Below are 6,013 nucleotides of genomic sequence, written 5' to 3'. Positions count from 1 at the left end.
CCGAGGTGATCGCGAGCAGGCCGACGTCGCGGCGGCTCTCGCCGATGAAGCCGGTCGCCTCGATCGCCTCCGGCGCGACCGCGCCGGTATAGGCGATCACGACTTCGGCATTCGGGCCCGGCTTGCGCAGCCAATAGGCGCCGTCGGTGATGCCCTGCCTCAGCTCCGGCGTCATGATGCGCTGCGCCTGCTCGATGCTGCGCGTCGAGAGCCGCAAATAGACCGAGCCGCCCTCGCCGGCCTCGCGCTGCATGTGCTCAAAACCGAAAGCCATGATCACGGCGAGCTCGTCGACGAAGGTCGGCTCGAACGAGGCCAGGCCATCCTGCGCCATGCCGATCAACGGCGTTGCGATCGACTGGTGCGCGCCGCCTTCGGGCGCGAGCGTGACGCCCGACGGCGTTGCCGCCACCATGAAACGCGCATCCTGGTAACAGGCATAATTCAGCGCATCGAGGCCGCGCTCGATGAAGGGATCGTAGAGCGTGCCGACCGGCAGCAGCCGCTCGCCGTTGAGCTGGTGCGATAGGCCGAGCGCCGAGAGCATGATGAACAGGTTCATCTCGGCGATGCCGAGCTCGAGATGCTGCCCTTTGGGGGACGCATCCCAATTGTAGGTCGAGGGAATTTTCTCGCTGCGGAATAAGTCCGCCTTCTCGGCGCGCGCGAACAGCCCGCGGCGATTGACCCAGGGACCGAGATTGGTGGAGACGGTAACGTCAGGCGAGGTCGTGACGATGCGCCTCGCGAGCTCGCTGTCGCTGCGCGCGATCTCGTTCAGCACGAGGCCAAAGCCCTGCTGGGTCGACATCTGCGGCGACGGCTTGAAAGCGAGTTGTTGCGGCACCTCGACGACAGGCGCGCTCAAGCGGCGGCCGTCCTGATTGAACGGCACGCGCGCGAGGAAGGCCTCCAACTCGGCCGCATCCTGCGCGAGGCCCTCGAACTTGTCCCATTCATGCCCGGGGCGGATGTTCTGGCTGTCGCGATATTTCTCCATCTGCGCGATCGTCATCAGGCCGGCGTGGTTGTCCTTGTGGCCCTGGAACGGCAGGCCGACGCCTTTGATGGTGTAGGCGATGAAGCAGACCGGGCGGTCGTGGTCGATGGACTCGAATGCCTCCAGCATGCTCGCCATGTCGTGGCCGCCGAGATTCGACATCAGTGCGAGCAGCTCGTCATCGTTGCGCTTGTCGATCAGCTTGGTGATCGGGCCCTGGTCGCCGATCTCGTCGTGCAGATGCTTGCGGAAGGCGGCGCCGCCCTGAAAACACAGCGCGGCATAGAGCGCGTTCGGACAATTGTCGATCCAGCGCTTCAGCGCCTCGCCGCCGGGCTCGGCAAAGGCCTCGCGCATCAGCCGGCCGTATTTCACGATCACCACGTCCCAGCCGAAATTGCGGAACATGGTCTCGAATTTTTCCCAGAGACCTTCGCGGACGACGGCATCGAGCGACTGGCGGTTATAGTCCACCACCCACCAGGTGTTGCGCAGGCCGTGCTTCCAGCCCTCTGCCAGGGCTTCGAAGATGTTGCCCTCGTCCATCTCGGCATCGCCGACGAGGGCGATCATCCGCCCTTCGCCGCGGTCCTTCATCCAGCCATGCGCCTTGACGTAGTCCTGCACCAGCGAAGAGAACAGCGTCTGCGCGACGCCGAGGCCGACCGAGCCGGTGGAGAAATCGACGTCGTCGACGTCCTTGATGCGCGAGGGATAGGACTGCGCACCCTTGAAGCCGCGAAAGTTCTCGAGCTTCTCGCGGCTCTGCCGGCCGAACAGATACTGGATGGCATGGAACACCGGGCTCGCATGCGGCTTCACCGCGACGCGATCCTCAGGGCGCAACACGTGGAAGTACAGCGCGGACATAATGGTCGCGAGCGAGGCGGACGAGGCTTGGTGGCCGCCGACCTTGAGGCCGTCCGCGCTCGGGCGGATATGGTTGGCATGGTGGATCGTCCATGACGACAGCCACAGCGCCTTGCGGCTAAGGGCGGTGAGTGTGTCGAGGCGGGCGGAATCAACGGGCATGGCAATGCTCCCGGAAACAGGTCGGCCGATGATACGCCTGCCGGCCGCGCCAGACTTCTCAATTTTTCGCGCCACACCCGCTCATCTTGGGATATTTTACCAACAGAAGGCCAAGATATACAGGTTTCATCCCAATGCCCGAGCTCGATGCCATCGACCGAAAAATCCTCGCGCTGCTCCAGACCGACAGCCGCCTGACCATGCAGGAGCTCGCCGACAAGGTCGGGCTCTCGGTCTCGCCCTGCCATCGCCGCGTCAAGCTCCTGGAAGAGCGCGGCGTCATCTCGCGCTACGTTGCGACCGTCGACCAGAAGGCGCTGGGGCTGCATGTCAGCGTCTTCATCTCGATCAAGTTGGCGCGGCAGAAGGAGGAGGACCTCAACCGCTTCGCGCGTGCGATCTCGAAATGGGACGAGGTGCTGGAGTGCTATCTGATGACCGGCAACCGCGACTACCTGCTGCGGGTCGTCGCCGCCGACCTGGCCTCCTATGAGACCTTCCTCAAGACCAAGCTGACCCGGCTCGACGGCATCGCCTCGATCGAGTCCAGCTTCGCGCTGAGCCAGGTCAAGTATTCGATCGCGCTGCCGGTATGACGTTGATGTTCGCGAACGGAGGCAGTCGGTCGGCGCTGAGTTAACCTCTCCCGCTTGCGGCAGTCTCGTAGGGTGGGCAAAGCGTAGCGTGCCCACCATTCCCACCACGAACGCGGACGCATGGTGGGCACGGCTCTACGCGCCTTTGCCCACCCTACGAGACTGTCACCGCCACGGCTGCACGATGATCTTGGTGTGGACTTCAGGATTGGCCAAATCCGCGAAGGCCTTTGCGACGCCATCGATGCCGACTTCCGCCGTCACCATCGCTGCCGCATCCACCTGCCCCTCGGCAATCAGCCGAAGTGACGCCGCGAATTCCTCCGGTGCGTAGCCGAGCACGTATTGCACGTTGAGCTCCTTCATGATGCCCAGCATCGGCTCGCTTCTGTCGGTTTCCATGCAGACGCCGACCACGACAATGCGCGCGTCACGCGGCGCGCCTTCGAACACCTGCTGCAACAGGCCGGGCACGCCGACACATTCGAAGATGATCGCAGGCTTCAGCGCCGGCAGCATGGCTTGGAACGGCGGCCGCGCCGCCTTCTCCGCGTCCGACATCTGCGCGTGCTCGGCCCATGTCGCATAAGGCTGCGACACCTTGGGGTCGACGACGATATCGGCGCCGAGCCTGGCCGCAAGCGCGCGCCGCGCCGGCGAATAGTCGGCGGCGACGATCGGATGCAGGCCCTTGAGCTTCAGCGCCGTGATCACCGCGAGCCCGACCGGGCCGCAGCCGATCACGAGCGGCACCTCGCCACCACGGATATTGGCTTTTGCGACGGCGTGAACCCCGACCGCGAGCGGTTCGGTCAGCGCGGCATGTTCCGGCGCAAGACCGTTGGGCACTTCGAGCAGCAGCGCTTCGCTCAGCAGCATCGCCTCGGCATAACCGCCGATATTGTCGTTGGAATAGCCGATGCCTTCGATGCCCTCAGGCGTCACCAGCGCCGGCAACGAGCAGACGCGCGTACCCGGCTTAAACTTGCGCGCTGTGCCAGGGCCGTAATCGACGATCTCGCAGCAGAACTCATGACCGAACACGACGTCGCGGCTGAGGTCCATCGGCTTGCGCCCGGTCTTCCGCGCCATCTCCACCATGCGGTGGGCGTGCTGGCGCGCGTGCAGATCGGAACCGCAAATGCCGCAGGCGAGCGTCTTGACCAGAACCTGACCGGGACCCGGCGTCGGCTCCGCCATCCGGTCGACGACAATCTCACCGTTCCTGAAAATCGCAGCGCGCATCCGGCTCCTCCCGTGGTGTTGGGGCCGTTGATAGCACGAAGCGGGACGCCCGATCTTGCGTCAGGGGTTCGGGGAACGCTCTTCCAGCACCAGGAGCTGGGCGCGGCGCACCCGCTCGCGATGGGCGATGTAAAGGCCGCTCGCGACAATGAAGGCCGCGCCGATGATGGTCCAGAGATCAGGCACCTCACCGAAGATGAAGAAGCCCAAAATGCTGACCCAGAGCAATTGCGTGTAGGAGAACGGCGCCAGCACCGAGGCATCGCCATAGCGATAGGCCAGCACGATGATCCACTGGCCGACGGTGGAGGCAACGCCGATCACAATGCCGAGCCTGATCGCGGTCCAGCTCGGCGTGACCCAGACGAACGGCACCATCACGGAAAGGATCGCAACGCCCGTCAACGCCGAATAGGCCATCGTCGTGAGCACCGCTTCGCGGCCGCTCATCATGCGCGTCAGGATCAGCGCGGCAGCCCAGCAGAACGCCGAGATGATCGGGAAGAACGCGGCGGCATGAAACGCGCTGGAGCCCGGGCGCAGAATGATCATCACGCCCGTCAGGCCGATCGCGGTGGCGATCCAGCGGCGCAGGCCGACCTTCTCGCTCAGGAAGATGATCGACAGCGCGGTGACGAACAGCGGCGAGACGAAGCCGGTGGCCGAGGCTTCCGCAATGGGAAGGAAACGGAGACCGGTGATAAAGAACAGCGAGGAGCCGAGCAGCGCGGCGCCGCGCATCAGCTGCAGGCCGAGGCGTTCGGTGCGCATCGCATGCAGCGGCGAGCCCGGCAGCATCACCGGTGTGAACATCAGCGCGAAGGTGACGAAGCGGATCCAGGTAATCTCGATCGACGGCAGGCTGGTCGAGAGATATTTCGCGGTCACGTCGGAGGTGCCGAGAAACACCGTCGACAGCAACACCAGCGCAATGCCCTTGAAGGGATGATCGACGCGCGCGGGCGCACGGCGAGCCGCCTGCTTCTTCTCCGGCACGGGCATGGGAATACTGTCGAGCCTTGCGGCTGCGGCGGGCGGCGGTGTCACGGCTGGAACCCGGAAATAATGCGAATCGAGAACGCTCGTAAAAAACGACAAATGCGCCGCGTTCACAACTTCCGAAAACAGGATGCCGATATGCGCTGAGGTCCGCGCGCATCAATATTCCATTAATAATGGACGTTTTTGCACTACAACATGGGCAGGCTGCGCGGCTTCGTGCCGCGCGGAAACGCCGCATCGAGCGCAGCGATCTCGTCTTTCGTCAGGATGAGATCGCCAGCGGCCGCATTTTCGGCGGCATGTTCCGCGGATGAGGCCTTCGGAATCGCGAACACCGTAGTTGCACGGGTGAGGAAGTTCAGCGCGACCTGCCGCGGTGTCGCGCGACGCGCCTCCGCGATCTTCACCAGCACAGCGCCGCCCTTGCTGCGCGCATCCGGAAAATCATCGTGTCCGAACGGCGAATAGGCGACCACAGCGACACCATGCCGCTCACACCAGGGAACCACGGCGTGCTCGATCGCACGTTCCTTGAGATGATAGAGCACCTGATTGCACGCGATCCGGCCCTCGCCCGCAACGTCGAGAATGTCGTCGAGATCGTCGGCATCGAAGTTGGAGACGCCCCAGGACTTGATCTTGCCGGCCTTCACCAGCTCCTCGAACGCAGCGACGGTGTCTTCGAGCGGATAGGAGCCGCGCCAGTGCAACAGATAGCAGTCGAGCCGATCGGTCTTCAGCCGCTTCAGCGAACGCTCACACGCCGTGATCGTGCCGCGGCGCGAGGCGTTGCTCGGCAGCACTTTTGAAACGAGAAACACCTCATCGCGACGGCCCGCAATCGCGTCCGCAATGACGAGCTCGGCGTCACCGTACATCTCGGCGGTGTCGATGTGGGTCATGCCGAGATCGAGCCCGCGCTGAAGCGCGGCAATGGCGCGCTTGCGGTCGCCGTGGTCGAGATACCAGGTGCCCTGCCCGATGACGGAGACGCTGGCGCCGGTCTTGCCGAAGGGGTTAGTGTTCATGTTCTTCTCCAGAGGCGAGATCCAGAATGCCCCCTCGCCCCGCTTGCGGGGAGAGGGTCGGGGTGAGGGGGAGCCTCCGCAACGACGGTAGCAGTTGGACTCGCGGAGGC

General features: G+C 64.3%; 5 protein-coding genes. 1 reads left to right on the top strand and 4 read right to left on the bottom strand.

Going from position 1 to position 6,013, the window contains the following annotated elements; translation table 11 throughout:
* Positions 1-2,032: transketolase (locus tag CWO91_RS41230; RefSeq protein WP_130221032.1), on the bottom strand; the 2,032-nt coding region annotated here is incomplete at its 3' end.
* A gap of 134 nt (positions 2,033-2,166) precedes the next feature.
* Here CWO91_RS41230 and CWO91_RS41225 point away from each other — a divergent pair.
* Positions 2,167-2,628 carry an Lrp/AsnC family transcriptional regulator gene (locus CWO91_RS41225; protein ID WP_130221031.1) on the top strand — a complete coding sequence of 154 codons (462 nt, stop codon included), beginning with the start codon at positions 2,167-2,169 and terminating at the stop codon, positions 2,626-2,628.
* Positions 2,629-2,793: 165 nt separating this feature from the next.
* Here the strand turns inward: CWO91_RS41225 and CWO91_RS41220 are convergent, their stop codons facing one another.
* The 3 genes from CWO91_RS41220 to CWO91_RS41210 all read right to left on the bottom strand — a co-directional run bounded on the left by CWO91_RS41220 (position 2,794) and on the right by CWO91_RS41210 (position 5,903).
* Entirely contained in the window at positions 2,794-3,873 is a 1,080-nt protein-coding gene (locus CWO91_RS41220) for a zinc-binding dehydrogenase (protein ID WP_130221030.1), read from the bottom strand.
* Between the two features lie 60 nt (positions 3,874-3,933).
* Positions 3,934-4,875: a DMT family transporter gene (locus tag CWO91_RS41215; RefSeq protein WP_165406064.1), complete on the bottom strand. Its 942-nt coding sequence runs from the start codon at positions 4,873-4,875 to the stop codon at positions 3,934-3,936.
* Between the two features lie 188 nt (positions 4,876-5,063).
* Entirely contained in the window at positions 5,064-5,903 is an 840-nt protein-coding gene (locus tag CWO91_RS41210; protein ID WP_165406063.1) for an aldo/keto reductase, read from the bottom strand.
* Positions 5,904-6,013: the final 110 nt, after the last annotated feature.

Origin of the sequence: Bradyrhizobium genosp. SA-3 (assembly GCF_004212635.1) — a bacterium.
Classification (GTDB): Bacteria; Pseudomonadota; Alphaproteobacteria; order Rhizobiales; family Xanthobacteraceae; genus Bradyrhizobium.
The sequence above is the reverse complement of the archived record's forward strand: the minus strand, read 5'-3'. Positions and strand labels throughout refer to the sequence as shown.